We start from the raw sequence: 24,830 nt of genomic DNA on the forward strand, positions 1-24,830 counted from the left end.
TAGGTGGTAAAATAAAAGCAGGTGATGTTTTAAAAACGTTGAGAATAACAAGACCAACATTGTATAGATATGTAGAAAATGGTTATATAAAAAGAACTTCACTCCCGAATGGACAATATGAATATGACGATGAATCTGTTTATGCTTTCTTAAATAAGGATGTGAAAAGAAAAACTGTGATATATGCCAGAGTTTCAACATCAAAACAGAAAAAAGACCTTGAAAACCAAGTGCAAATGCTTAAAACATGGGCGTTTAATTCGGGTTATCAAGTAAATCATGTTTATTCGGATGTAGCTTCAGGGATTTCGTTTGAAAAGAGAAAAGATTTCTTTAAGATGTTGGATGAAATTACTAACTATAAAGTCGAAAACGTAATTATATCATATAAAGATAGACTAAGTAGAGTTGGGTTTGAATTGTTTTACCATTTGTTTTCCAAATACGGCACCAACATAATCGTTGTGTCGGATATCGGAAGTAAAAAATTGGATGATGAAGAAGTGTTCAGTGAAATAAAATCTCTACTACATTGTTATTCCATGAAGCTATACAGCAAAACAAGAGCAAAGTCAATAGAAATAAAGAAAGAAGAATGATTGTGGTATAATATGATTGTGTCAAGAACTGAAACTATTCATTTAAAATACGATGATAGACTTTCACGACTTTGCCACATATCCAAAAATCTCTACAATCAAGCAAATTACATAATTAGACAGAATTGGCTCAATGGTTATGGATATACTAAATATGAAAAAGTAAATGAAGAACTGAAAGGAACTGAAAATTATTCAATTCTACCATCTCAAACAGCTCAACAGACTCTAAAAATGGTCGATAGAAATTGGAAATCGTTTTTCAATTCGTTAAAAGACTACAAAATCAATCCTCATAAGTACGAAGGTAAACCAAAACCGCCAAATTATAAGAAAAAAGATGGAGAATTCCTTTTAATATTTACATCACAACAACTAACCAGAGGAATAAAAAACAATTATCTCAAGTTTCCCAAAAAACTGGGATTAAAAATCAAAACAAGATTAAATGAGGATACTAATATCCAACAAGTGCGTATAGTTCCTCTTGGTGTTGGTTATAAATGTGAAATAGTCTATAAACAAAAAATCATCCATAATAAATTAGACGAAAATAATATAGCATCAATTGATTTAGGGATTAACAACATCATAACCATGGTAAATAACATTGGTGAAAAGCCAATTGTTATTAAAGGTGGTGGGGTTAAGAGCATAAATCAATACTACAACAAAAAGAAATCTCAATGGAAATCTTTTTATGACAAAAGAGGTTTTGATGAAACAAAAAGATTGGAAAAAATATACCAAAAAAGAAACAACAAGATAAACGATTTCTTCCATAAAGTTAGTAAAAAGATAATCAACTATTGCATCGAAAACAACATCGGCACTCTGATAGTAGGTTACAATGAAGGATGGAAACAAGAATGTAATATTGGTAAAAAGAATAATCAAAATTTTGTACAGATTCCATTCTTTAAGTTGAAGAAGCAAATTGAATACAAATCTGAAGATGCTGGTATAAAAGTATTGTTTCAGGAAGAATCTTATACGTCAAAGTGCTCGTTCCTCGATGATGAACCAGTCGAAAAAAGAACCTCTTATCTTGGTAAAAGGATAATGAGAGGTTTATTTAAATCGAATACTGGTAAAGTGATCAACGCCGATGTAAACGGTGCTTACAACATACTCAAAAAAGCATTTCCCGGAGCTATGAAGGGAATAGAGGGTGTAGCGTTACACCCAGTGAGCATATCTCACGAATATAATTGATAATAAAATTAGTTATCTAATGTTATTAAGTTTATCAATTACAATGACGTTAAAGCAAGCCATACAAAAATTAGAAAATATTTTATTAGACATAACACGATGGATATATGGAGGATAACTTGAGCAATAATTGCTGGATATGTGGGAAACAGGATTCAACACTGTTCAGATGCAGATTCTGTGGAAAAACCTTCTGTGTAGAACATAGACTCCCAGAAAGACATGCCTGTGAAGGGCTTGAGCACCAGAAAAAATACGGTTTCACCAAAAGCCCTGGTGATGGTAGCAATTATTCTAATTTTGACACAGAAGGAATATTCAAAAATATGTTTAAAGAAACAGCAAAACAGGCTTCCAAAGGTTTAGCTTTTAGTTTTTTGAACAAAATCAAAAGATGGGCTACCACAAGCCCTACTATGGCAATTATAATTATCTGTGTAGCTTCATACATCATAGGAAACCTGATAATAACAAATGTCATAGGAATAAACTATTTTGCTTTGCTGGGTCTCCCTGCTGATATTTCCCAGATACTGGTAAAACCATGGACAATTGTCACCCATATTTTTGTGCATTCTAATTTTGCGCATCTGTTTTTGAACATGTTTGTATTGTTCTTTTTTGGAAATGAATTCGAAAAAAGGTTTGGCAAACAGAGATTTTTAACAGTCTTCTTTCTGGCTGGTATCATTGCATCAATTGGGTTTGCGTTGATTACTACCACACCATTCCCACTGGTTGGTGCAAGTGGTGCTGTTATAGGTATATTCGCCTCACTCGCGATACTTGTACCAGACCTTCCAATTTTTGTATTCTTTATACCGATGAGAATAAAACATGCAATCCTCCTGCTTATAGGAATAGAGTTCTTGTTCTTTATAATAAATACGCAGGATATGATAGCCCACAGCGCCCATCTGATGGGTATGGCCGTGGGAATCCTCATGGGTTTCTGGATAAAAAAAACAATATCTGTGTATAGAACCAGTACAAGGAATGAATATGTACGAAGGTGGTAAATATGGATGATGATTTACGCCATCTTACCAAATATTTCCCCAGACCCAGAGAGGGAGAAGAAATTCCTGTCCAGTTTATAGAGTTCCAGAAAAAAATTGCGGCATGGTCTCCAAAAAAGAAAAGAACTCTATATTTAGAAGACGCAGCAAATATTGAAGGGTTAAAACGTATCCGTGAAACAAACCTGCTAAAGGTTTATAACTGGATTTCAGGTCATGAAAGCCTTATTGAACTGTCAAATGAAGAACGCAAACAGTTTGAAGAAACCATGGAACTACTTCTAAAATATGGAGGAGAAATACGTTATACACGAAAAAAAGTTGGTAGAAAAATGATGAACCAGTTCAAACTGGTTAAAAAAACTGTGTTCAATAGTGTCAAGAAGCAATGTCTTGCAGAAAAACTCTGATAGTGTTACATTTATTAACGGTCATTAAGGAATGATAATTATGGTAGTTATGATGTAGTGGGAGTGCAACAATGAAACCTGTTAAAAGCGGCTTAAATTCTATTGTCAAATACCTCAGTACAAAAAAGGAAACAGGTAGACGGAATATTGGTCTTCTGGTAGATGGACCCAATGTGCTCAGAAAAGAATTTAACGTTAATCTGGAAGCCATCAGAGATGTTTTGAAAGAATATGGTAATGTGAAAATAGGGCTTGTTTTTCTTAACCAGTACGCTTCTGAAAAACTGGTAGAAGCCATTGAAAACAACGGATTTGAACCTGTAATATGCTCAAGTGATGTTGACGTAAGGCTTGCTGTAGAGGGGACGGAAATGGTATGCAATCCTAATATTGATACTATAACCCTGGTAACACGTGATGCCGATTTTAAACCACTTTTAAATAAAGCAAATAAACATGGAAAAGAGACAATATTGTTTGGAGTTGAACCGGGATTTTCACCTGCACTCAAAAATTCAGCAGATTATGTCATAATGCTAAATACTGAAGAGATGAAATTAACACATCCTAATAATCTGGATGATGAAAAACACCCAGTAAGTGAATAATTATATGGCATACATTATTCAAATGCCATGTGTTTTGATGTCTTTTATCATCTCTTCCAGTTTGTTTCTTGAGATTCCGTGTTTTATATCTGTACAGTTTTTAACTTTCTCCTTCAACTCACACAGTTCATCATGTTCCAGTGAATAACCCATACTTTTGACAATACCTTTAAGAGCTTTAATCCCTGTGTGTTTGCCAACTATCAGATTTCGTTTTCCACCAACAAGTTCCGGGTTAAAAAGTTCATAAGTTCTGGGATTTTCCAGTATTGCCATGACATGAATTCCGGATTCATGTGTAAATGCATTTTTACCAACAATTGCTTTGTTTACTGGTGGTGTGATGTTTGCATAATCTTCAACCATTCTGGATAAATCTGTAAGACCAGTCGTATCATATCGGTCAATATTATATTCTACCAGCAGACCCATAAGCACTTCTTCAAGTGGTGCATTACCTGCCCTTTCACCAATTCCGTTTACAGTTGTATGAAGTTGTTTGGCACCGGCTTCTGCAGCCATCAGGGTATTTGCAGTCGCCATACCCAAATCATTGTGGCAATGTATGCAAATCGGTGTTTCCACTGATTTATTAATTTCATTTACAAGATGGTAAGTTGTACTGGGGTTGAGTACACCGACCGTATCAGCCAGACTTACATAATCTACTCCATAATCCTGTGCTCTTAAAAATACATTCTTAAGAGTATCCACATTTGTTCTGCTTGCATCCTCTGCAGCAAACCTCACTTCAAGACCGTGGTCTTTTGCATATTCAATAGTATCCAGCGCACATGAAATCATTTCTTCACAGCTTTTGTTATACTTATGAATTAGATGAAGGTCGGACATGGCTACAAATATACTGACCATATCCACGTTGCAGTCAAGTGCAGAATCTACATCACTGGTCAAAGCCCGGGATAGACAGCATGTTCGAGCGTTTAACCCCATATTGGATATCTGTTTAACAGTATCTTTTTCATCCGATGAAACTACCGGAAATCCAGTTTCTATCACTTCCACACCAAGTGAATCAAGCTGGTTAGAGATGTTCATTTTCTCCTCCTTGGTGAATACAACACCTGGCGTCTGTTCTCCATCCCTTAAGGTAACATCACAGATTTCGATATCAATCGGATTTAAATCAAGGTCATCAATTAATTTATTTCCGGAATATGAGTTTTCTTCGATTTTGGACATGATATCCATCCCAGTATATCATTAATCATACAAGAAGAGTATGTATTAATACGTGGTGATTTTAACATAAAATATTTGCTATTTTTTTATAGATTAACCATTACGTGCCTTAGCTACTTTATTTGCAATCTGTGCCGCAAAGGCACCCGCAACAAATCCAGCGTCTATATTAACTACACTGATTACCGAACACGACTGAAGCATTGACATTAATGCCGCCTGTCCCAATCCTCCTGCTCCATAACCAGTTGACACCGGAAGTCCTATTACAGGAACATCTATAAGCCCTGAAACAATTGTAGGCAATGTTCCTTCCCTGCCTGCAGCAACAATCACAGCGTCAACTCCTGTTTCTTTAAGCCTTGAAATTTGGGGGAACAATCTATGAATCCCTGCAACTCCTACATCATAAGCAGTTATGGTTTTGCACCCCATTTCAGAAGCAACTATGTTTGCTTCTTCAGCAACCCCCACATCGGTTGTACCTCCTGACAGAATACCCACAACACCACCTGTTTCAGGACATTGTGTACCATTATTAATTACTGCTGCATTTGCTCTTTCGTTCCACTCAATATTATCAGATTCAAAATTAGACCGAAGTTTGGCTATCTGTTCAGCAGATACTCTTGTTACAAGTACTCTGCCAGCACAATCAACCTGTTTTTTGACAATTTCAACCAAGTCATCTGGTTCTTTACCTTCTGCAAGCACAGCTTCCGGTATACCTGTTCTGCACATACGGTGAGAATCAATTTTTGCAAAATCAGATACTTCTGTATAACTCATGGAATGTATTTCATTTGCAGCACTATCTATATCCATTTCACCATTTTGTATTTTTAGTAGTACATCTTCGAGTTTCATGGTTAGTTAACAGAGCTTGTACTGGATTTTATCGTAGAACCTGTATATAGAACTTTTTACAAAACGGGCTGGTTGGTCAGCTTTTGTAAGTGTTACTACATGGTTTTCATGTATCTTATAAGTATGCTGACCATCAATAACCAGTATTGCTTCTTTTTCAGGTATGGTTGTTTCAACATTGATTACGCAATCTGCAGGTACCACCAATGGGCGTGATGACAATTTAAAGGGCGCAAGTGGAACAATCAAAGCTGCATTAACACGTGGGTCTATTATAGGTCCTCCTGCACTCATTGCATAGGCAGTTGACCCTGTGGGTGTTGAAAACACTATACCATCAGACCTTAACTCTTCAAGTTCGTAATCATCAATCTTTACTTTGGTGGTAAGAATTTTTGCAGGTCTACCTGTCATGAGCACTATTTCGTTGGTTGCCGGTGGAAGTATATCACCGTTAAGCTTAACTCCCAGCCTTATCTGTTCATTGTATGTAAATCCATGTAACGCTTTTTCAATCGTTGAAAGTGCTTCCTCTGGTTCTGTATCGACCAGAAAACCCACCTTACCCATGTTGATACCCAATATAGGTATCGGATCGTACATTCTGGAAAGTGTTAATAAAACTGTCCCGTCACCTCCAACAACTATTAGAAATTCAACTCCGGTATTACGCATGTCTTCGATTGCTTCTATTCTAATAACATCATCTTCAATACCAATCTCTTTTGCGGTATTTGGCGAAACTGCTATTTCTACTACAGAACTAAATTCGTCTATAATAGACTTTGTCATTTCAAGAGCACCTTCATGGTCCAGTCTTGAAACCAGCCCTATTTTTTTTATCTTCAATTTAATTTATTCCTCCGGTAAGTTTCAATAATTTGTCATGTACAATCCCATTGGAAGCTATCATATATACATGATAAATAGAATTATCCTGTAATTCAATCGAGTCCGCAAAACCATCTGTAACTCTACCACCGGATTCATCCACTATGAATTTCCCTGCGGCTACATCTGTCAATCTCAAAGATCCTCTTACATCAACAAATGCATCGAATCTCCCTGATGCTACATAACAGATTTCCAGTGACACACAGCCAAGAATTCTCATCCTTCTTATATTTCGGGACAAATCAACTGTGCGTTCCACATGAAGACGATACCCATAAACACTGGCACAGCACTCATTCAATTCCGACTTTTTGGATGGTGATATACGTTTACCATTTAAATAGGCTCCTTTACCAGATTCTGCATAATATATGTCTTTGCTTGAAATATTTTTTACATATCCAGCCCAGATATAAGAAAGGTCAGGACTACCGATTGCAATAGATACACTGTAAAAAGGGATGCAAAATGAAGCGTTATAAGTTCCGTCAATGGGGTCTATGATAATTGTAAATTCAGGATTGTTACCTAATATTTTTACACCCATTTCTTCACTTATTATCCTCATCGACCTACCATCTTTTTTAAGCACTTCTATTATCGCTCTTTCAGCGACATCATCTATTAATTTTGTATCCGTCCCATCTGCACCTGTATAAAGAGTTTCGTAAGCTTTTTGAGTGCCTAAAAGGTCTTTAACCGCAGTTTCTACTGCTGAAACCGCATAATTACAAAGGTCAAAAAAAGAAAAATATGGAGCCATAATAATGCTAATTATTTGGTTCCGATTCCCATTGCTTTATTTGTTTTGGATTTGGATTTGTCAGCATCCTTCTCAAGTTCACACATAGCCCGTATCGCATCAATATTTTCTGGAACAACATCCGCTTCTTGGTGGACTGCCTGTAATAGATAGAGTTCACCTTCATAGAAATCGATGGAATCTTCCCAGATGCAGTTTTCCCACATATCATTTCTTGGACGACCGAGGTCTCTTGCAAGTTCCATAGTTTCTGATGTTGAGGTTATACCAGGTTCAAGGTAATGCATTCTTGGATTTTTTGCAAGCAGGTTTTTGATGTCGTCTGCACTACAGTCATTTTTCAACTCCATATTAACAGTATGAATGTGCATCATGGTATTTGGTACTTTAACAGCCATTGTAGAGATATCAATACTTGGTATGACTGATTGGACATCAGGACCATGATGAGATGGGAGTTTTACAGGGTCTGCTACAATTGAATTGATAGGACCTTTCTTGATATCCGATGGGTCAGCTGCTCTACGAATCAAAGTGACCCTGCATTTTTTGACACCATATTCCCTATCTATATTGGATATTAGCCTACAAAGAGCTGTTGTATTACATGAAACCACACGTGTGTAATCACGACCTATTGCCTCATTATAATTGGAATCAGCGTTGAATGAAAAACCTGCAACTTCGTGGTCTTCTCCACCCTGCCAGATTGCTTTCACTCCTGCTTTTTCATAAAGTTCCTTATTCTTCTCCCCCACACCTTTGGGAGTAGCATCTACAATTACATCTGCCTCGTTAACCATGTCTTCAACAGTACCAGCAACTTTTATACCGCCATCTTTCATTTTAGATGTTTTATCTGATGGTGTATAAACATTGTAACCCATTCTCTGTGCCATTACAGCTTCATAATTAGGTTTTGTTTTGGATATACCTATAAGTTCCATGTCTTCCTGCTGATGTACTGCATCTGCCACTCGTTTACCTATTGTTCCGTATCCGTTAATTCCAACTTTTACTTTGTCCATAATCGAAACCTCTTTAATTTCTAGATTCAATAGTATTTCTAAAACACTTAACTTTTCCCCACTCTTATAATTGTGCCCCATAAACCAGATTAAAAATAGGACATGTTATCTATGAGCAGATATAAGATTATCAGAAATATTTACACTTAAGTTTTTCCTCAGTTCCAAAAAAGCTTTATTTAAAGTTCTAGAAAAATATAGAATCCGCACCTATCCGCATTCTCTGAACACAATGTGGGGTTTTACGTGGCAGATATAGAGACAAGCGAAAGATTAGGAAGAAATCTTGGATTTTTTTCCACATTTGCAATCGGAACAGGCACCATGATAGGTGCTGGTATTTTTGTACTCCCGGGTATGGCTACTGCTGCAGCAGGACCTGCTGCTATCCTTTCATTCATATTCGGTGGGTTGATAGCAATGGCTACTGCCATCAGTGCTGCAGAGCTTGCAACTGGAATGCCCCGTGCAGGTGGAAGCTATTATTTTGTGAGCAGGGCAATGGGTGCAGTTTTTGGCACTATAATCGGTATAGGAGCTTGGATAGGACTTGTATTCAAGGGTTCCTTTGCACTTGTTGGATTTGGTGATTATTTTTATACCCTTTTCCCATCGCCAGTACTGATAACAGCCACAATAATCGGACTTCTACTGCTATTTATAAATTATAAAGGTGCAAAAAGCAGTGGGTTTCTTCAAAACGTAATTGTAATTATACTGTTTATCATACTTTCCGTTTTTATTATAAAAGGAGCTTTTATAATAGACCCGAACAAATATCATCCTGTTGTTCCATACGGTTATAGCTCCATATTCACCACCACTGGACTGATTTTTATATCATATCTTGGTATCATAAAATTGGCTGCAATTTCTGAAGAAGTAAAAGACCCTTCAAAAAACCTTCCAAGAGCCTTTATAGGATCAGTTGCAACTGTGATAGTACTTTATACAGGTATAATGGTAGTGGTTAATGGTGTTCTCCCGTTTGAAGATGCTGTGAATACTGAAACACCGCTTGTAGATGTAGCAGAGGTGATGCTGGGACCCACTGGACAGATAATTATAATACTCGCCGGTCTACTGGCAACTCTTTCTACAGCCAATGCCGCGATAATGTCATCTTCAAGATTCCCTTTTGCAATGGGTAGAGATGACCTTGTACCACATTGGTTTATTCATATACATGGAAAATACAACACACCCTACAGAGCTATAGTAATTACTGGATTGTTGATGGTTATTCTTTTATTTATATTCAATGTAGAACAACTGGCAAAACTTGGAAGTGCATTCAATATACTGGTGTTTGTTCTTGTCAATCTGTCAGCCATAATCCTTAGAAGGAGTGCTGTAAACTGGTATAAACCTGCATTCAAAGACCCTTTTTATCCTGTCACCCAGATTTTTGGTATTGCTGGAAGTCTTGTATTACTTCCGGTTATAGGAGTTTTACCCTTCATTTTTGCAGTAGCTGTTATTATTGCAGGCATCATCTGGTACAATGCCTACGGAAAAGCTAAAGCACTCCCCAAATATAACCTCTTGGATATGATTGAGTCCAGTAGAATTACAAAAGACCATAAAAGGATGAAAATACTGGTGCCAATAGCAAACCCTGAACATGAAAGTGACCTTGTCTACCTATCGGAGAATATAGGTGATGATATCCTCGGATTGCATGTAAGAAAAGTCCCAAACCAAACAAGCTTACAGGCTGCCCGAGATGAATATCATGAACATAAACCAGAGATTGACAGTTTACTGGAAAACCAATTTAGACGATGCTCTGTAATGGAAGGTTGTGAACACCAATATATAGTAGCCTTCGACCATGATGTATCCAACTCCATAATAGAGCAGGGAAGAATTGAAAATGTAGACCTTATCGTTATTGGTTGGCACGAAGGGTACAGTTTTATAGGAGATATCGCTGAAAAGGTATTGTCCTGTGCACGAAAAGATATTGCAGTTTTAAAAGGTAAATTACCAAGTAAAATCAACAGTATAACAGTGGCATACAATAACAAGGAAAATACCAGATATGCTCTGTACCTTGTAAAACAGTTTGCAAAACGTACCGGTGCCAAAATTAAACTCGTCCGTGTAATCAATCCTGACCTTGAAGTATATCAGAAAAACAGAGAAATTGAAATGATAAAAGAGACAGCACAGGATGATGAGCTTGAATTTAACTATGAAATAAATGAAAGTTACCATACAAAGGAAGCTATCATTGAATCAGCAAAGAAGAGCGACCTACTGGTTATTGGAGATTCAAGCCAGAGGTTTAGTAAAGCTCTTCTTGGTACACTCTCACAGAACATTGCTCAGGATTGTGATAGACCAGTTATGATTGTAAAAAGGTACAGACCTATTACAAAGGAGAAAATACCATATTACTGCAGATTGAAATTTTTGAAAAAAAAGTTGTTTAAAATGTTGAGGTGATAATTTCTGTACATTTTTCAACTGTTTTGGGTAATAATAGTTTCTCCCTTTGAAAAATCAACTTCTTTTATAGTTCCTTTTATGGTTTTTTTATCCCCAAAGATACCTGTAAGTTCTATATCACCATCGTTGTTGACCATTCTGGTTACAGATTCCATAATAACTTGTCGTTCATTACCAGTTTCAAGCACTGCGTTGAGTTCACACATGTATATTCACCTTTTAATTATTGTTCGTTTACCAGTTTTGCAATTGTACATCCAGTATCAAGACCCAAATCCGATGCCACACTTTCACATTTTGTCTTTAGCAAATAAGCAATTGGACCCAGATTATATTCTGAAAGTGTCTCATAGTTTGCCATTCCCTTACTTATAATAAGGGATGCATTATCAAATGCTTCAAAAAGTTCATTCGGTGCTTCCTCAAAATTTACACCTATTGCATTTGAACCTGTTGTAAGCAAACGGTCTACTTTTTTATCAATTCCGTAATCATATACATCATCCAGTGTTGCATCATTTAGTATAGGTGCACCCCTGACAACCAGTGTGATTTTTCCACCCAATTTTTTAATTATATCAAATACTATTGTATCGAGTAGTATTTCACCACAATTATCTGCAACGTAAACTACATTATCAAGCATTTCAAACATCGATGATGTATCATCAACATCCAGACCATTTTCAAATGTCTGTTTGAATGTTTCATCAAATATTTCTGGAGCCACATCAAAACCCACTACCCCAAAATCAAAAGTGTTTCCTATTACTGATGCAAGAACGCTTCTTCTAAACAGCTCTTTATCACTTACATCATCTTCATAAACTCTTTTTTGTGCAACCGGAAATATATCTTCTGCTGTTTTGTTGCTCAATTTCTTCAATTCAAGGTAGGGATCTTCATCACCAAGAACTTCATAAACTTTCTGATGTACAGCTGTTGAAATTTCACCAGCAGGTTTACCTGGCTTATAGGTTCTATTAAGTTCATCAATGCCTGTCATAACTGCTTTATGCAACAACTGTTCATCATCTGTTGATAATCTTGCCTCATAATGCACTCTTGTAAGCAAACAATGTGCACATCTTGGGTTAATCTTCATGTTTGTATCCTTCTATTTTTTAAATGATTAATTTTTTTAGATATTGTTATGAGAGTATTAAACAGTATTATAAGACACAGGACAATTATTCTGATGGTTTTTACAATATCATTTATTCCTGTTATATAGGCTGTACCTTCAACTGCCACATCTCATATTGAAGTAAATCCTGTAAATAATCCAGATGGTGCAGTGATTCTTATAATCGACGGGTTGGGCTCATCCTATATATACCCTGAAATGACACCTGAAAAAATAGACGGGGTTGAAATCAGAAAACCAGTATTAAAAAATTTTTCTTTTATATTTAACAAATCCGCACGTGTTCTTAACATATCAGCTCCCCACCCTTATACAGAAGCAGGTCATTCAATAATAGTAACTGGATATTCGGATGCTACCAGTAAAACAGTCGGGTTTAGTGGATGTACTATCTTTGATGTAGCAAAAGATAACGGTTTTAAACCATTTGCTGTTATGTAAAGAGGCGATTTTTCCAGTATGCGCAATGAACAGAATATAATAATCTATGATAAATCCAATTCCATCAACAATCCCAATATCCAAATAAACAGCAGTTAGAAATTGGATACTCGATTAGAAAAGGATATATTTAATTTATAATAATGGAAGGTAGAAAACCCTGATGTCTTCAGCATCAGGGCTGAATACCGTCCAATATATAACTTAACATATAAATAATGTTAAATCATAATAATTATGGTATGTTAAAAGCTTACAAGTATCGTATGTATCCAAACCAAATCCAACAGGAGTTAATCGCAAAACATATAGGAGCTTGTAGGTTCATATACAACTGGGCATTGGAGAACAAAATCAAATCTTATGAGCAGGATGGTAAAGCAATATCAAGATTTGAATTGAACAAACAGATAAGGGTATTAAAACAAGATCATGAATGGTTGAAAGAGATCAACTCTCAATCATTACAGGGAGCTACTCTTAACCTGGAAAATGCTTTTACCAAGTTTTTCAGAGAAAAATCAGGTTTTCCAAAGTTTAAATCCAAGAAAAACCCAGTACAATCGTTTTCTGTTCCTCAGTATTATAAAGTCGATTTTGGTAATAATAAAGTATACATACCTAAAATCGGCTGGATAAAAACCAGGCTGCATAGAAGTTTTGATGGTAAACAAAGGACTGCGACTATAACAAGAACACCGACAGGAAAATATTATATCAGTATTTTAGTCGATGACGACAAACAATTACCACAAAAACAGACATTCTACGAAGTTAATACAGTAGGAGTCGATGTAGGAATCAAGGATTTCGCTGTAACATCCGATGGTGAAAAAATCGATAATCCAAGATACCTGAAAAATTCAATTGAAAGATTGAAGGTATTACAGAAAAGGCTCAGCAGAAAAAAGAAGGGTTCTAACAATTACAGGAAACTGAAACATCAGATAGCAAAATATCATGAGAAAATTGCTAATCAGAGAGAAGATTTCCAGCATAAATTAAGTAATAAACTGATAAGCGAGAACCAAGCTGTAGCATTGGAAACTTTGAATGTAAAAGGACTGCTGAAAAATCATAATCTGGCACAGCATATAACTGATGCTTCATGGGGTAGTTTTGTTCAGAAATTAGAGTATAAAGCAGAATGGTACGGTAAAAATATTATCAAGATAGGACGATTCGACCCATCAAGCAAAATCTGTCATGTATGTGGATATTATCATCAGGATTTAGAACTTAAAGACAGAGAATGGGAATGTCCTGACTGTAAAACGATACATGATAGGGACATCAACGCATCAGTTAACATTAAAAAATTCGCACTGGATAAACAGAATCTAATAGGCATCAATTCACCTTCGGGATGAGGGGTAGAGCCTGTGGACTTGTTCCCATAAGGGAAAAGGATGAAACAGGAAGCCACTTGGTCTTTAGCCAAGTGGTAGTTCACTAATTTCTCACTCAAAAAAGGTACTGTTCAGTTAATGCATATTTCCCATTGATAAGGAGTATATAGATTTAGGGATTGATGTTTTCTGATATAATTATGATACGCGATGTACATATCGATCCAGTTATTGATATGCTGAACGAATTCCTGTTTATGTGGGAAGTATTTATCGAACACCTTGACCCTTCTTTTGAATAATTTAAACCATCTTTCGATATAATTCCTGATATCACCGGATATTACAACCCTCTTAATATCGAGTCTTTCCAGAGCTTTGTACCAAGGTCCACCATCCACAACTGCCATCTGAGGCAGTTCTCCGTACATTTTCTTTAAATCCTTAAAGAAAGATTTCGTAGTCAGGTAGTTCCTTGTAGGATAGATTCTGGCATAAATTATCTTTTTAGAATCGGGGTTTACAGCCGCGTATAGGTACCAGTACTCACTGCCAAGCTGTACTTTAGTCTCATCCACTACTATGGTTTATGGCAATTCTCCATCATAAGGCTGTACACACCATCCGAACTTCTGTACCCAGTAATGTACTCCTCTGTAGCTTATCGGTTCAGCCATATACGATAATAGTTCTGAAGTTCTCCTCAAACTTAATCCCTGCTGGTACAGAAGTATGGATAATGCTATAGCTTTCACATCTCTTCTTTTCCTTTCCACGAAAGATTTAATATCTACCGGTATCAAATCTGATAATGCCTCTAAGTTCATCATTCATCCCCCCTTAAATAGGGGGATGAATCCCCTATTTATTTCTTAACTGAACAGTGCCCTATATTATAATAAATAAAATTATGATGAAGTAGCATGAACCCTGTAATTATTTTTCTCATTGCACTTATTACAGTACTGGTGATGACCACTAAATTGAGGGTCCATCCGTTTTTAAGTTTGATTACAGCTTCTATTGTTGTAGGCATCCTTGACGGCAACCCTTTAGATGCCCTCAATTCAGTATCTCTTGGACTGGGGAGAGTGTTTTCACAATTTGCTATAATTATAACCTGTGGAAGTATAATAGGTCTGATTTTATTCCAGACAGGTGGCACTGCCATAATCGCAGATGACCTCATACGATTTTCCCGGAAACCGCTTTTTGCACTTAATCTTCTCGGGTTTTTATTCGCAGTTCCTGTCATGTGCAGTATACTTGCATATGTTATTTTTATACCGATTGCTAAAGATATCGGTTCAAGGTTAAATATACCAAAAGCTTCAGTCGCAGCATCCCTTGGGCTGGGAACTCTTGCGTCCTTTAACATGGTTTATCCATCGCCTGTTATTTTTTCTGCAGCAGAAGAACTGGGTGCAAATACAGGAGAAATATTATTGACAGGTCTGCCTGTTGCTGTTATTGTTACTATTGTCGGATATTATTATGCGAAAATATCCTGTAATTTTGGACCTCCACCGGTGATAAATCCCAGTGAAGCTGAAGATAATACACAGGGTTTACCAAGAATAAACCGGATTGAAGCCTATTCCCCAATATGTATTCCTGTTATCCTTATTTTATCAGGTGTGATTATTAACGAACAGACACCTCTGATAAATTTCATCAGCAACCGAAACATTGCCTTACTTATAGGTGTTATGCTTGCGTTTATCTCTGCACGTTCACTGGGACTGGAACAAATCAAAAATCGAACCGATAAAGCAGTGCGAAGAAGCGGGGTTGTATTGCTGGACATGTGTGGAGGAGGGGCTCTCGGTACAACACTTTCAATGACAGGTATAGGCAAAGATCTTGGACAGATGTTTACAACTCTGAATCTTCCCGATATTATAATTCCGTTTATGGTTGCTGTAGCAATTCAAAGTGTACAGGGTTCAAGAATTGTTACCATGCTTGTAGCACCATCCATTGTAGTTCCGTTCCTGCCTGAGCTCAACCTTCCTGCATCAATTACTCTCCTATCAATGGCTTCTGGGACTTTTCTTATTTCTCATGTCAATGACCCTTATTTCTGGATTTTCGGAGAACTTATAGAACTAAAAACCACTGAAATCTTTAGAAGTTACACTATCGGAGGAGTTTTAATGGGATTTACAGGCTTGGTGTTGACCTATATCAGTTATACAATACTGTATTAAAAGCAAATTGATAATTTACTAATTATAAAAGATTTAATGGGTAAATACCAAATTTATTATTTAGTTAAAAATTATCCTCTTATAACAAACAATCTCCAAATTTAGAGTAAATATAATGAGAATGGGTGATATAGAGCTTATAGATTTTCTTTTATCTGTCTGTATAGTTGATAAGGTCTTGATTCACTTTCCCTGTCTCCTTCAGATGAGACATTACTTTTTTTAGGAGTTTCCAGATGAGATGCCCGCAATCCTTTGACAAGACTTCTGCACATAAATAGCATTATAATACAAAACGGCAGTGCTGTAGTTATCGCTGCAGTCTGGAGCGCAGCCAGACCACCGGTTAATAATAGTACAGCTGCTACTGCACCCTGTGAAAATGCCCAAAATACTCTCTGATAAACAGATGGTTCGGGGTCACCTCCTGTTGCAAGAATGCAGACTACAAGCGAGCCTGAATCCGCAGAAGTTACAAAAAAAGTTGCTACAACTACTGTTGCCAGTGTTGAAGTGAGAACAGTTAATGGTAAATTTTCCAACAAAGCAAAAAGCGATATAGGTACACTTTCTGAAACTATCTGTACAAGTCCTCCTGAACCAAAAAGTTCTATGTATAATGCTGTGTTTCCAAAAGCTATCACCCAGATAAAGGTTACAATTGTTGGGACAATTAGTATGCCGCGAATGAATTCACGGATTGTACGCCCTCGGGATATGCGTGCAATAAACATCCCTACAAATGGTGACCATGATATCCACCAGCCCCAGAAAAACATTGTCCAGGATTTCTGCCATTCAATCCCCTGATAGGCATCCGTATTAAATGTCAGGCTGATAAGATTCTGCAGATAATCGCCCATACCCTGGACAAATGAACTTAAAAGGAATATTGTAGGACCTACGATTATTATAAACATCATCAATAAAAAACCAAAAGCCAGATTCATCTCACTGAGTATTCGTATTCCTTTTGTAAGCCCTGATACAACCGACATGGTAGCTGCCAGCGTGATTCCGATTATGAGTAAAATCTGGTTAAATGTAGATTCCGGCAAAACACCGAGATAATTAAGTCCTGAATTAATCTGCAATACACCCAAACCCAATGATGTAGCAACACCGAAAACAGTACCAAAAATCGCCATGACTTCTACAATGTTACCTATGAACCCGTAGATTCTGTCGCCAATCATTGGATATAGGGTTGAGCGTATAGATAGCGGGAGGTCATGTCGGTATCCGAAGTAGGCAAGTGAAAGCCCAATTATAATGTAGATTGCCCATGCATGAAGTCCCCAATGGAAAAATGTGAGGTTAATAGCCTGTTTGGCTGCTTCTATACTTTCAGGAGCTATCCCACCCGGTGGATTGGAGAAATGCAAAACCGGTTCTGCGACACTATAAAAAAGCAGTCCAATTCCCATGCCTGCGCTGAAAAGCATGGCAAACCAGCTTGTGTTACTAAATACTGGTACATCATCATCTTTACCGAGTTTTATATTACCGTAGGGACTGAGATAAAGCCAGATTATAAAAATGAGGAAAAAAGCCACAGAAAGAATATAGAACCAGCCAAAATAACTGATTATAGAATTTTGTAATGTATTGAAAAATTGTTTCATGAATTCTGTAAATAAGGAACCCAATACAACAAACATGACAATTACAGTAGCCGAAACAAAAAAAACAAAGGGGTTGATTTTCATCTTCATCTCTATTAACCTCGTTTTAACTTCTTGGATTGAGACATGTTGTACAATTTAAAACTGTAATTCATATAAAAGTATTACCGGTCTGTAGGCACTATCATTTAACATTGTTTTATCAATGGATTTGATAAATCTTATCTTTCAAACTTGGAAAAAGTTATTGTTTTAAATTGGTCTATAAATGGATGGTATTCTGGACACCAATAATTATTTAAGATATACTGTATTTAAAAAATATATTAATAAACTACTGTTATACAACAGTTATAAATTTTATAAATATATAACAAAAAGTCTTTATATATAAAAATATAATCATTATTATGAGGAGATTAATATATTTCGTGTGTTTGCACTAATTAATTAAACGAGGTAAGTAGGAATGGTGAAAATTGTACACGCTCAAACTGTGCTTGCAGAAGAAGATTTAAACTCACTCAAGGAAAAATGCAACGTATCATCAACCAAAGATGCCCTGAGCATCGCAGTACAGCATTATCTTGAGTGCGAATACACGAATACTGATGATGACATGTGGACGCATAAACTTGAAAAGGTTATGCAGAAAAAGAATCAAAGTACAAAAAACGAAGAGTAGATGGGTTAATAGGAGGTAGAACATATGAAAAACAAATTGAACAATTTAATGCAAAACAATGAGGATGCAGTATCACCGGTCATCGGTGTCATACTGATGGTAGCAATCACCGTCATCCTTGCAGCAGTAATAGGCTCATTCGTATTTGGAATGGGATCACCTGAACAGGCTCCTCAGGCTAGTATTAGAGGATCTGCGGAGACTATTGATAGTAATAACTCTATAAAAATTGAGCATCAGGGTGGAGAAGGTATCGAATTAGATTCAGCTAGTACTAAAATAACTGTAGCTGGTGATAAAGTAGATTTGACTTCAAGTCCTGATAATAGACTTGAAACTGGAGATGTCCTTTATATATATAATAAAAGTGCCGGTAGCGACCTTAAACTTGCAAACAATACATCTATGAATAACTTAGGTATAGCAGGTTCAACTGAAACACCAACCAATGTCAAAATTATAGACGTTGCCAGTCAACAGTTGATAGCTGATATGAATGTACGGTTACCAAACAATAACTAACCGCTAAACTAAACACTTGCGCGCGCTACTCAAAGCGCCGCCCACCTTTTTTCTTCTTTTTTTTGCACCGATAAACCAGAGCTTATTTTGCGTATATCATGAAAACTACTTAATTCATGTTTTAGATAGCATGGGATTTATTTTTATTTTGAAAACCACCTCAATTTACACCACAACAATTGTTAATTGAACTGTGGTATTTTAATATTAGATTTCATAATTCTTAAAAGCTGCATAATAAATATACTTATAATAAAATTAAAACATTAGCTCAGGATTTCCCAATAACGCCCCACAAACCCTTTTTATTTTCTCTAGCTTCTTTTTCTAATTCTAAAAATTCATCCATGTATTCAATTTCAGCTTCATCATACACTCTGGCATATCCATCCTTGATTAGCATCCTATTGTACATGGTATCATTTTTTAAATACACATATGCTAGCAGCCTTCCATAGTATCCTCTTCTGTCTGAGATGTCATCATATTCCAGTCTTACTTCTTTGTCTTCAAGTATATTGGATGTATAATTATTCGCTTTAACACCCCATTCATGTAGATAACTGTCATTGTCTATACCTTCGAATTCTTCGGGTTTGTTTTCAGCATGTGTTTCTGGTGTATCTACACCTAGTAATCTCACCCTTTCAGTAGTACCATTAGAATAACGGATATCTATAGTGTCGCCATCAACTACTTTGATTACAGTGACCAAGTTTGTATCATTTGATTCAACATTATTATTGTCTGCGTCTATACATCCTGATAGAATTAAAAGAAATAAACAAACGGTTATAATAGCTATTATTTTGAAACTGATTTTATTCATGCTAATCGTTATAATATTATTAAATATTTAAATTAAGTTAAAACATTATATTATACCAATGTGATAGCTAAATTAGTCCTGTGTTAAGTCACATGGTTTCTGTGTGCTTCTATTCAGACATGTTAATGTAATGGTTGGGTAAAAATTTCAGGTTCACACAGAGGTCACATACCCTTAATATAGATTTTTAGTATAAAGAATAGAATCAAATCTCATATTTGTGCATACCTTCTATGCATATCGATTTTATATTAATATCTTGGGAATCAATAACCTCCTCTGATTTGAGATGGTTTTTATTTTAGTGTGTCAAAATTGAGATTGTAAATTGTAATTAATATGAAATTAATAAACACACAATTTCCTGCAGTCCTTCATATACTGCGGGAATACCCAAACCATCCAGATGTAATTAATAAAGTAATCTCATTTACAGAAGTCTGTATATGGAATATCGATATCTGGTGGAATTCTGAGGATTTCTTAGTGATACCTGAAAATTCCTGAGAAACCCATTGTACTGATTAGGGTTTTCCTAATAAATACTAAGGAATTCCATAGTACTCATTTAGTCAGTTGCAGGAGTTTAGGAAATCAGTACCAAGGGTTTAGTACACTAAACTCTACTAAACCCTGTACATGCACTAAATCAGTACTAAGGAATTACTTAGTCAGTACAATGGATTTCCTCAGGAAACCCTAAGTACTCACTTAGTACGCGTTGTGCGACTATGCTTGCCGATTTTATCCTATCGGAAGGATAGAGGCTAAGCTGGTCGACACCCAAGCGAAGAACGTAAGTTATCCTCATTGGGCTTACTTATGTGAGCTCACAGGATACGAATACGTCTAAATTCGCACCCTATGTCTGTACCCCCATATATGAGAGTACCCATTTAAATAGTTTATTATATAGAATACAAGTATTTATGTTAAATCTTATATATAAAGGTTTTTGAAAATGTGTAACAAGTGAATCAAATTAAACACCATAGAAAACAGATATGAAAACCTAATATATACTTTAACGCTCATTGGTGTTCATTAAAGACAAAAATTAACAAGATAAAATATCAGACCAAATCATCTAAAATCTAGTATAAGGCACTGGAGAAATAGTAAAAATTGCATATCATGATGTAGAAGTTGATTCTGTAATTCAATATGTAAAATCATTACCATTACATCAAAAGTTTGTATTGAGAAGTATATTGATTGCAGAAAAACAAAGAAATAGTGATAGATACATCACAAGCGGAGACGTAAATGATACGTATAAAAAAATATGTTTATCTTATTTAAGAGAGCCATTATCAACAGGAAGATTGTCACAAATAATATCTGAATTTGATACATCTCAAATAATAAATACAAAAATTAAAAAGAATGGAAGATACGGAAATACAAGAGTTATTGAAATTAATAATGATACGTATAAGTATTTATCTAAAATAGATGAAATATTAAAAGAACAAGGAATTTAATGTTCGACTTTAATCAATACACTGGTTCGCTAAAGTCGAGGTGATAAAATAACACTTCCCAATAATAAAGTGATTGTGAAATATAGTGATGAGATTATGGAAATAATGAAATTAGAAAAGAATTATTTTGAACCTTATTGAATTAAGTCCTGAAACTAAGAAAAAATTGAAAGCATTGAGACAAAATGGTATAGTAAAAAAGATAGGAAAAAACATTATCGTTCAGGTTGGATGATTCCTGAATATGTGAGAGAATATGTAGAAAAGGTTTTGAATGTTAACCAATGAAGAAGTATATATAATTTCACAAGAATTTGTAAATGATTTTGATGAACGATTTAAACAAATACAATATATAATTTCTGTATATACAAAAAATCCTCAATTTTTACCAAAAAGTGATGATTGTCATTTTCATAAAATATCTAAAAGAATAAGTGCATATATATTTAAATATTCCAAATATTTTTATTGTGTAAGATTTAAAATGGATACCAGACCTTTTTCTGCAAAAATAAAGAAAATATGTAAAAGATTAAATATTGATTTTGAATATAAGAATATTGTTAATTTAGAAAATGTAATAATAAATATGGTTTCAATTATAAAAGAAAAATATGGATTAAAAACGTATATTTACAAAGTAGATAATTATATTATTTTTGATACTTATTTTAGAGAGGTGAAATACAGTGCCAACAGTGATAGCAGCGATTAATTATTCAGAAATAGTGGTAAAAGGAAATTCACCATATCCAATGGAACAGAATGCTTACTTCCTGGTTGAAGAAGATGATGTTGATATAGCCATAGTAAATGATATACAGGAAGCAATTGATGAATATAAGAAAAACAATCCATACTGGATGTATGAACAAATCACGGTGTTGGTTGAGAAGAAGCTACTAGAAGCTGGCTTAACTTTAATGCCTGCAACCTACACTTCGGTCTACTTCTAATTTGCACATACAACGAAGTGCATGAGCTTAATTCAACGGTTAGCTCATGCTTTAACATTTTTAAAACGTAAAACGATTGGGTGATTTTTTGATAAAGATTAAGAATAACGGAAGAGCTTACATGCCGATGAGAGAACGTAGTGAAGAAGAAGCAGAACAGTATCCAAGGAAAGACCAGATTGCACAACATAAGGATTGTAGGTATTTTGATCCTGTATTTTTAATAAGTGTGTTTGCAGGATGAAAAAATTATCTACTAATGGTATGGACTTTTCAATTCTTAACATAAGCCTGCATTTAACTTAGCCATATAAAGTGATAGAAAATGATGATTAAAACTAATATTTAATGTGAGATATTTGAAGCTAAATATTCTCAAACAACAAAATGTACTATTTGTGAAGTATGTGGTCATTCACAATGCGGATAATATAATAAACTATTTAAATGGGTGTTGCGTACTTGATGATGGGGTAAAGATTTTTGGATTTATACATCCAATGTGATGACGAGCTAGTAGACCATTTAGTGTTGTACAGTAAGGAAAATGGGTTTGAGACGATAGAAGATGTTGCTACTTCTATTTTAAAAAACGAATTATGCGAATGTAAAGTTAGAAAGAATACATTTGCTATATATCTTCAATGACGGTCATTGGACCAGATGAAGACTTTTCTAAAAAAGCTAGGTGATTAAAACGATGAGTGGAACTGTTAACTTAACAGAAAATTACAGTACAGAAGATAAAACAACCTATTCTAAAATTACAAACGATAAAAAAGTCGAAACTTCAAATATTCCAGATTTAACAGTTATGAAACGCTGTAGACAGAATAACGAATTCTTTGATTCTCTATGCAATGGTTACATAACTGAATTAGGATATACTCAAGAGGGAGCAGTTAGAGAATTTATTACGTTATTAGCTTCACAAACAAGAGATCCAAACCAAATAGAGAGAATATTTGATGGTTCAGGACTTAATAATGGATTTGATGATATAATAAAGAATAAAATCATCGATGAAGTGCTAGAAAATACTGAACCTACAAGAGCAAAAAAGGATGACCCATATAATAAATACTTTTCAAAAAAAGGAAAGTTCGTTGTTAAGTATCTTGCAGAAGAAATTTTAAGAGAAAACCATTTCTTTACATTAAAAGATACAAAAGAAGTCTACTATTATCAAAATGGTGTTTATCTACCAAATGGTATTGATGAGATTTCCAAACAAGTACAAGATAAACTGGATGAACACTATAGAAAAAGTTACAAAAAAGAGGTTATAGATTATATAAAGACAAAAGCATTAGTAGACAGAGAATCTATAAACAATAATAAATACATAATAAATCTCAAAAACGGCCTTTATGATGTAAGTAAAGGCAAATTTCTACCACATTCACCAAAATATATGTCTACCATCCAGTTACCAGTGTATTATAAGCCAGAAGCTGAATGTCCAAATATTGAAAAATTCCTTTCTGATGTTACGAAGTCTGATAAAGATAAACAATTGATATTTGAGTGGATTGGATATACACTAATTCCTAACACTAGGCTCCAAAAATTCGTGATGTTTTATGGCCCACGAGATGGTGGAAAAAGTGTCTTAATAAAGCTTATCACTTGTTTATTGGGCAACTATAATGTCAGCGGTGAAAGTCTACAAAACCTAGAGAATGATGATTTTTCAATAGCTAATCTAGAAGGAAAATTATTAAACGCATTTCCAGATCTTCCTGATTATGGTTTTTATCAGAATTCAGTTATTAAAATTATGACTGGTGATGATGGATATATTAGAGTAAATATTAAAAAAGTACAACCATACAAGACTACAATCACAGCCCGTTTAATGTTTTCCACTAACAATCTACCTGTGATAAAAAACCCAGATGAAGCTTTCTTTAAAAGGTTGATGTTAATCGAATTTCCAAATACATTCCAGGGTGACAGCAAGGATGTAAACCTTATTGACAAATTAACAACATCTGAAGAATTATCAGGGTTGTTGAACAAAGCAATTGCAGCATTAGAAAGATTGCTTAAAAATGGTGAATTTTCTTATGACCTGAACCCTCTAGAAAACATGGAATTATACCAGAAACTTAGTAATCCTGTTGCTAAATTTGCTGATGAATGTGTTGGAGAAAGTAATGAATACACATTTAAAGTTGATATGTATAATGCCTATGTAGAATGGTGTGAAAAAGAAGATATTGTGCCTTTAAAAAAGAATGAATTTGGTAAACAATTCAAAAATCTAGGTTATAGAGATTCCAGGTTAAATACAGGTGATAGATCTTATTGTTGGGATGGGGTGTCACTTATTTAAAATGACCTTATCCCCACCTATTTTATTTACTTAATATTTTCTTTTACTGTAGTTTTTGATGTCTAAGTCTTATATGTAAATCTTTTATTACATTTTATTATCATCTTACAATCATAAATATTTTAGGTTTGAGTTTAGACAATGTCCTATTAATTTCCACTTTGGTCACCCTTGGTCTATG

28 protein-coding genes are annotated in these 24,830 nt (G+C 35.0%); 17 read left to right on the top strand and 11 right to left on the bottom strand.

What is annotated here, in order from left to right; all coding sequences use genetic code 11:
* Positions 1 to 11: 11 nt before the first annotated feature.
* The 5 genes from METEV_RS02135 (at position 12) to METEV_RS02155 (ending at position 3,851) form a co-directional block, all read left to right on the top strand.
* Complete coding sequence (locus tag METEV_RS02135; RefSeq protein WP_013193913.1) at positions 12 to 599, top strand: IS607 family transposase; 588 nt, start codon at positions 12 to 14, stop codon at positions 597 to 599.
* Positions 600 to 611: 12 nt separating this feature from the next.
* Positions 612 to 1,814, top strand: coding sequence for an RNA-guided endonuclease InsQ/TnpB family protein (locus METEV_RS02140; protein ID WP_013193914.1), 1,203 nt, complete (start codon positions 612 to 614; stop codon positions 1,812 to 1,814).
* A 119-nt stretch (positions 1,815 to 1,933) separates the two neighbouring features.
* A complete protein-coding gene (locus tag METEV_RS02145) occupies positions 1,934 to 2,833 on the top strand; it encodes a rhomboid family intramembrane serine protease (protein WP_013193915.1) in 900 nt (299 codons plus the stop codon).
* Positions 2,834 to 2,835: 2 nt separating this feature from the next.
* Complete coding sequence (locus METEV_RS02150) at positions 2,836 to 3,243, top strand: hypothetical protein (RefSeq protein WP_013193916.1); 408 nt, start codon at positions 2,836 to 2,838, stop codon at positions 3,241 to 3,243.
* A 71-nt stretch (positions 3,244 to 3,314) separates the two neighbouring features.
* Complete coding sequence (locus tag METEV_RS02155) at positions 3,315 to 3,851, top strand: TIGR00288 family NYN domain-containing protein (protein ID WP_013193917.1); 537 nt, start codon at positions 3,315 to 3,317, stop codon at positions 3,849 to 3,851.
* An 18-nt stretch (positions 3,852 to 3,869) separates the two neighbouring features.
* Here the strand turns inward: METEV_RS02155 and METEV_RS02160 are convergent, their stop codons facing one another.
* From METEV_RS02160 to METEV_RS02180, 5 genes are all read right to left on the bottom strand, one after another.
* Positions 3,870 to 5,054 (bottom strand): homocitrate synthase family protein, encoded by a 1,185-nt coding sequence (locus METEV_RS02160; RefSeq protein WP_013193918.1) that lies wholly within the window; start codon positions 5,052 to 5,054, stop codon positions 3,870 to 3,872.
* Positions 5,055 to 5,147: 93 nt separating this feature from the next.
* Complete coding sequence (gene larB / locus METEV_RS02165) at positions 5,148 to 5,921, bottom strand: nickel pincer cofactor biosynthesis protein LarB (protein ID WP_013193919.1); 774 nt, start codon at positions 5,919 to 5,921, stop codon at positions 5,148 to 5,150.
* Positions 5,922 to 5,927: 6 nt separating this feature from the next.
* Positions 5,928 to 6,770 (bottom strand): NAD(+)/NADH kinase, encoded by an 843-nt coding sequence (locus tag METEV_RS02170; RefSeq protein WP_013193920.1) that lies wholly within the window; start codon positions 6,768 to 6,770, stop codon positions 5,928 to 5,930.
* Position 6,771: 1 nt separating this feature from the next.
* A complete protein-coding gene (locus tag METEV_RS02175) occupies positions 6,772 to 7,578 on the bottom strand; it encodes a bifunctional fructose-bisphosphatase/inositol-phosphate phosphatase (protein ID WP_013193921.1) in 807 nt (268 codons plus the stop codon).
* An 11-nt stretch (positions 7,579 to 7,589) separates the two neighbouring features.
* Positions 7,590 to 8,606, bottom strand: coding sequence for a type II glyceraldehyde-3-phosphate dehydrogenase (locus METEV_RS02180; protein WP_013193922.1), 1,017 nt, complete (start codon positions 8,604 to 8,606; stop codon positions 7,590 to 7,592).
* 246 nt (positions 8,607 to 8,852) lie between these two features.
* Between METEV_RS02180 and METEV_RS02185 the strand changes: the two genes are divergently transcribed.
* Positions 8,853 to 11,057 carry an amino acid permease gene (locus METEV_RS02185; protein ID WP_049890880.1) on the top strand — a complete coding sequence of 735 codons (2,205 nt, stop codon included), beginning with the start codon at positions 8,853 to 8,855 and terminating at the stop codon, positions 11,055 to 11,057.
* Positions 11,058 to 11,074: 17 nt separating this feature from the next.
* On the opposite strand, the gene METEV_RS02190 is transcribed toward METEV_RS02185, so the two are convergent.
* Together METEV_RS02190 and METEV_RS02195 are read right to left on the bottom strand one after the other, a co-directional pair.
* Positions 11,075 to 11,266 carry a CooT family nickel-binding protein gene (locus METEV_RS02190; protein ID WP_013193924.1) on the bottom strand — a complete coding sequence of 64 codons (192 nt, stop codon included), beginning with the start codon at positions 11,264 to 11,266 and terminating at the stop codon, positions 11,075 to 11,077.
* Between the two features lie 17 nt (positions 11,267 to 11,283).
* Entirely contained in the window at positions 11,284 to 12,165 is an 882-nt protein-coding gene (locus METEV_RS02195; RefSeq protein ID WP_013193925.1) for a damage-control phosphatase ARMT1 family protein, read from the bottom strand.
* 192 nt (positions 12,166 to 12,357) lie between these two features.
* On the opposite strand from METEV_RS02195, the gene METEV_RS02200 reads away from it, so the two are divergent.
* The gene (locus METEV_RS02200; protein WP_049890881.1) at positions 12,358 to 12,648 is read left to right on the top strand and encodes a hypothetical protein; all 291 of its coding nucleotides are present in this window, start codon (positions 12,358 to 12,360) and stop codon (positions 12,646 to 12,648) included.
* A 242-nt stretch (positions 12,649 to 12,890) separates the two neighbouring features.
* Complete coding sequence (gene tnpB, locus METEV_RS02205) at positions 12,891 to 14,018, top strand: IS200/IS605 family element RNA-guided endonuclease TnpB (protein WP_049891239.1); 1,128 nt, start codon at positions 12,891 to 12,893, stop codon at positions 14,016 to 14,018.
* A 110-nt stretch (positions 14,019 to 14,128) separates the two neighbouring features.
* Here the strand turns inward: tnpB and METEV_RS02210 are convergent, their stop codons facing one another.
* Positions 14,129 to 14,575, bottom strand: coding sequence for a DDE-type integrase/transposase/recombinase (locus tag METEV_RS02210; RefSeq protein WP_049890883.1), 447 nt, complete (start codon positions 14,573 to 14,575; stop codon positions 14,129 to 14,131).
* A gap of 9 nt (positions 14,576 to 14,584) precedes the next feature.
* Positions 14,585 to 14,827, bottom strand: coding sequence for a hypothetical protein (locus METEV_RS02215; RefSeq protein ID WP_157197259.1), 243 nt, complete (start codon positions 14,825 to 14,827; stop codon positions 14,585 to 14,587).
* Positions 14,828 to 14,920: 93 nt separating this feature from the next.
* On the opposite strand from METEV_RS02215, the gene METEV_RS02220 reads away from it, so the two are divergent.
* Complete coding sequence (locus tag METEV_RS02220) at positions 14,921 to 16,207, top strand: GntP family permease (protein WP_013193927.1); 1,287 nt, start codon at positions 14,921 to 14,923, stop codon at positions 16,205 to 16,207.
* Between the two features lie 137 nt (positions 16,208 to 16,344).
* Here METEV_RS02220 and METEV_RS02225 read toward each other — a convergent pair whose 3' ends face one another.
* Complete coding sequence (locus METEV_RS02225; RefSeq protein WP_013193928.1) at positions 16,345 to 17,922, bottom strand: BCCT family transporter; 1,578 nt, start codon at positions 17,920 to 17,922, stop codon at positions 16,345 to 16,347.
* A 379-nt stretch (positions 17,923 to 18,301) separates the two neighbouring features.
* Between METEV_RS02225 and METEV_RS02230 the strand changes: the two genes are divergently transcribed.
* Both METEV_RS02230 and METEV_RS02235 read left to right on the top strand, forming a co-directional pair.
* The gene (locus METEV_RS02230; protein WP_013193929.1) at positions 18,302 to 18,517 is read left to right on the top strand and encodes a DUF5371 domain-containing protein; all 216 of its coding nucleotides are present in this window, start codon (positions 18,302 to 18,304) and stop codon (positions 18,515 to 18,517) included.
* 24 nt (positions 18,518 to 18,541) lie between these two features.
* Entirely contained in the window at positions 18,542 to 19,039 is a 498-nt protein-coding gene (locus tag METEV_RS02235) for a type IV pilin (RefSeq protein WP_013193930.1), read from the top strand.
* 271 nt (positions 19,040 to 19,310) lie between these two features.
* Here METEV_RS02235 and METEV_RS02240 read toward each other — a convergent pair whose 3' ends face one another.
* A complete protein-coding gene (locus METEV_RS02240; protein ID WP_013193931.1) occupies positions 19,311 to 19,868 on the bottom strand; it encodes a thermonuclease family protein in 558 nt (185 codons plus the stop codon).
* A gap of 339 nt (positions 19,869 to 20,207) precedes the next feature.
* Between METEV_RS02240 and METEV_RS12220 the strand changes: the two genes are divergently transcribed.
* From METEV_RS12220 to METEV_RS02260, 6 genes are all read left to right on the top strand, one after another.
* The gene (locus tag METEV_RS12220) at positions 20,208 to 20,375 is read left to right on the top strand and encodes a hypothetical protein (protein ID WP_157197260.1); all 168 of its coding nucleotides are present in this window, start codon (positions 20,208 to 20,210) and stop codon (positions 20,373 to 20,375) included.
* 650 nt (positions 20,376 to 21,025) lie between these two features.
* On the top strand, positions 21,026 to 21,352 hold the full coding sequence (locus tag METEV_RS02245; RefSeq protein WP_394296172.1) for a Cdc6/Cdc18 family protein: 327 nt from the start codon (positions 21,026 to 21,028) through the stop codon (positions 21,350 to 21,352).
* Between the two features lie 274 nt (positions 21,353 to 21,626).
* On the top strand, positions 21,627 to 22,070 hold the full coding sequence (locus tag METEV_RS02250) for a hypothetical protein (RefSeq protein WP_013193932.1): 444 nt from the start codon (positions 21,627 to 21,629) through the stop codon (positions 22,068 to 22,070).
* Positions 22,045 to 22,311, top strand: coding sequence for a hypothetical protein (locus METEV_RS02255; protein WP_013193933.1), 267 nt, complete (start codon positions 22,045 to 22,047; stop codon positions 22,309 to 22,311). The genes METEV_RS02250 and METEV_RS02255 overlap by 26 nt, the downstream gene beginning before the upstream one ends.
* An 88-nt stretch (positions 22,312 to 22,399) precedes the next feature.
* Complete coding sequence (locus METEV_RS12225; protein WP_157197261.1) at positions 22,400 to 22,555, top strand: hypothetical protein; 156 nt, start codon at positions 22,400 to 22,402, stop codon at positions 22,553 to 22,555.
* Between the two features lie 456 nt (positions 22,556 to 23,011).
* Positions 23,012 to 24,649 (top strand): DNA primase family protein, encoded by a 1,638-nt coding sequence (locus tag METEV_RS02260; RefSeq protein ID WP_013193935.1) that lies wholly within the window; start codon positions 23,012 to 23,014, stop codon positions 24,647 to 24,649.
* Positions 24,650 to 24,830 lie beyond the last annotated feature (181 nt).

It is taken from the genome of Methanohalobium evestigatum Z-7303 (assembly GCF_000196655.1).
Lineage (GTDB): Archaea > Halobacteriota > Methanosarcinia > Methanosarcinales > Methanosarcinaceae > Methanohalobium > Methanohalobium evestigatum.